Annotated in this window: 3 protein-coding genes; all 3 read left to right on the top strand. The window is 39.8% G+C overall.

Annotated features, from left to right (window positions below):
* On the top strand, window positions 1-447 hold a 447-nt coding region (locus ACH2DQ_RS07795; RefSeq protein ID WP_395026246.1), incomplete at its 5' end, for a fibronectin type III domain-containing protein.
* Between the two features lie 266 nt (window positions 448-713).
* Complete coding sequence (locus ACH2DQ_RS07790; protein WP_394911236.1) at window positions 714-1,841, top strand: galactose ABC transporter substrate-binding protein; 1,128 nt, start codon at window positions 714-716, stop codon at window positions 1,839-1,841.
* A 77-nt stretch (window positions 1,842-1,918) separates the two neighbouring features.
* Window positions 1,919-3,294: ATP-binding cassette domain-containing protein (locus ACH2DQ_RS07785; protein WP_395026243.1), on the top strand; the 1,376-nt coding region annotated here is incomplete at its 3' end.

The following is a 3,294-nucleotide window of genomic DNA, read 5'->3' as shown; positions in this document are numbered from 1 at the left end:
ACCGGCAAAGGATGGAAAACAGTTAAAACAATCAAGAAAAACAGTACTACATCCTATGTATACAAAAAAGCTGAGCTTGGCAAGAAATACAAATTTGCGGTAAAAGCCTATAAAAAAGCAGATGGAAAAACAGTTTACAGCAAGTATAATAAAGTTTCCATAAAAGCAGTTCCCCAGAGCCCGACAATCAATGCCAAGGCAACAAAAGGAAGTGTAAAGGTAACCTGGAAAAAAGTATCTTCTGTAGTAACCGGATACCGTGTTTACAGAAAAACAGGTAAAACCTGGAGACGCATCGGAGTTGTAGACCGCAAAACCACCAATTTTAGAGATAAGACGGTGAAAAAAGGCAAAACTTATACTTACAGAGTACGTGCTTACAGGAAATCAAATGGTAAGAATGTCTATGGCAAGTACAGCAACGAGATCAGATTACAAGCAAAATGATCTTTCAATGCTAATCCGGTATATTCCGGAATAAAAAAGTAAGGTGAAAAATGGATCCTCATCTATAAATTTTATAGAAGAGGATCTATTTTTTATTCTAACTGGAACATAAAGCCTGCAGAAAGCAATTTTTAGACAGACCTTAAGAAATTCTATATTTTTCCTAATAAATTTGTATGGAGTATTAAGGTCAATAAATATATAATAACAACGAAAGATGAATAAAAAACATGTACAAAATGTACAAAGAAAAGGGAGGACATTCCATGAGAAAGACAAAAAGATTTTTAGCACTCGGTTTAGCAGCATGTACATCAGTAGCTTTATTGGCAGGCTGTGGATCTTCATCCACCGAATCCAATGCAACATCAAAAGCCACAGAAGCAGGTACAACTGCTGAAACAAAAGAAGCTCAGGGAGACACAGCAGCGAAAGATGAAGCCAGCGGAGATACAGCCGGCGTAAAAGAAGTAGGAGTATTTCTTTATAAATTTGATGATACTTATATCTCTACTGTAAGACAGAACCTGGAAAAGATTCAAAAAGAAAATCCGGACAAGGTTAACTTTACTTTCTATGACGGCAAGGGTGACCAGCCTACACAGAATGACAGTATAGATACAATTCTTCAGAAAAATGTAGATCTTCTGATGGTTAATTTAAATGATACCGGAGCAGCGCAGACCGTAGTGGATAAAATCAAAGCAGCGGACAAGCCAGTTGTATTCTTTAACAGAGAACCAGTTGACCAAACGGCTATCAAATCTTATGACAAGGCATGTTTCGTAGGAACCAATGCAAAAGATGCCGGTATTATCCAGGGTAAGATGATCGCAGATCTTTGGAATGCTGACACTGCTAAATATGACAAGAACGGCGATGGCGTTCTGCAATATGTAATGTTAAAAGGCGAACCGGATAACCCGGAAGCAGTTGCAAGAACCGAATATTCTGTAAAGACTGTTGAAGAAGCAGGAATTAAAACAGAGCAGCTGGAAATCCAGGTTTGTAACTGGGATCAGTCATTGGCACAGAATGCAACAGAAGCATGGCTTTCAAAATTAGGCGATAAAATTGAAGTTGTAATTGCTAATAACGATGGTATGGCACAGGGTGCAATCGCAGCATTACAGGCACAGGGCTACAACAACGGCGATGCTGAGAAATTTATCCCGGTTTACGGTGTTGATGCAACTGAAGCAGCACAGGATTTAATCAAACAGGGCTTCATGTCCGGAACAGTTCTTCAGGATGCACCTGCAATGGCAGAAGCATTATTTGCAACAGGTTTAAACCTGGCTGAAGGAAAGAGCGCAATTGACGGAACAGAATATCAGTTTGATGATACCGGATATGCAATCCGTATCCCTTATCAGGAATTTACAGGCAAATAAATATGGAATAGGTAACTGCACAGTGTAGGTAATCTGACTGTGCAGTTGCTAAGTAAAGGAAAAGTGGTGAATGGAATATGGCAGAAAAATATGTTTTGGAAATGATAGATATTGAAAAGCAGTTTCCAGGTGTAAAGGCCCTTGATCATGCACAATTAAAATTAAGGCCTGGCACCGTCCATGCACTGATGGGTGAAAACGGCGCCGGAAAATCTACCTTAATGAAGTGTTTATTTGGTGTTTATGATGAAGATGGCGGAGAGATAATCGTAGAGGGAAAGAAGACGAAATTTTCCAATCCCAAACAGGCAATGGAAAATGGAGTTGCAATGGTACATCAGGAATTGAATCAGGTATTGCAAAGAGATGTTATGGATAATATCTGGCTGGGAAGATATCCAAGCAGAGGCGGAATTATCAGTCAGCGTTCTATGTATGAAGAAACAAAAAAGGTATTTGATAAATTAGAAATCGATGTAGATCCCAAATCAAAAATGGCGAAGCTGTCAGTTTCTCAAAGACAGATGGTAGAGATCGCCAAAGCGGTATCTTACAATGCGAAAATTCTGGTATTAGATGAGCCGACCTCTTCTCTTACGCAGGAAGAAGTAGATCATCTGTTTCGTATTATTAACCGTTTAAGAGATCAGGGATGTGCAATTGTATACATATCTCATAAGATGGAAGAGATTCTGGAAATTTCAGATGAAGTTACCATCATGCGTGACGGCCAGTGGGTAGATACCAAATCTGCGGCAGAACTGACCACAGACAAGATCATTAAATTAATGGTTGGTCGTGATCTGACAAACCGTTTCCCACCGAAAACCAACAAAATGGGAGAAGTGATCCTGGAGGTGAAGCACTTAACCGGAAAATACCAGCCATCCGTAATCGATGCTTCTTTTGAACTGCATAAAGGAGAAATCCTTGGGATTGCAGGTCTGGTAGGTTCCAGAAGAACCGAATTAATTGAAACTATTTTTGGTATTGCCCATAAGAGCGAAGGGGAGATCCTGCTTCATGGCAAGCCGGTTGACAATAAAGATTCCAGAACAGCGATCAAGAACGGCTTTGCCCTTCTTACAGAAGAACGGCGAGCTACCGGAATTTTTGGAGGGTTGAATATTCTATTTAACAGTGTCATTGCGAATATAGACCGATACAGTAAACTGGGATTACTGGATAATAAAAAGATGACAGAAGATACAAAATGGGTAATTGACAGTATGAAAGTCAAGACGCCATCCCAAAAGACAGCAATTCGAAGTCTTTCCGGTGGAAACCAGCAAAAGGTAATTATCGGGAGATGGCTTTTAACAGAACCGGAGATCCTGCTCTTAGATGAGCCGACTAGAGGTATTGATGTTGGAGCTAAATATGAAATCTATCAGCTGATTATTGACTTGGCTTCTAAGGGCAAAGGTGTTATCATGGTTTCTTCTGAGATGCC

It is taken from the genome of Robinsoniella sp. (assembly GCF_034124845.1).
Note: the sequence above shows the minus strand (reverse complement) of the source record. Positions and strands in the feature narration are given on the sequence as shown.

Excerpts from the sequence above, each read along its gene's own strand:
- ACH2DQ_RS07790 (WP_394911236.1), top strand. The coding sequence starts at position 714 with ATGAGAAAGACAAAAAGATTTTTAGCACTCGGTTTAGCAGCATGTACA.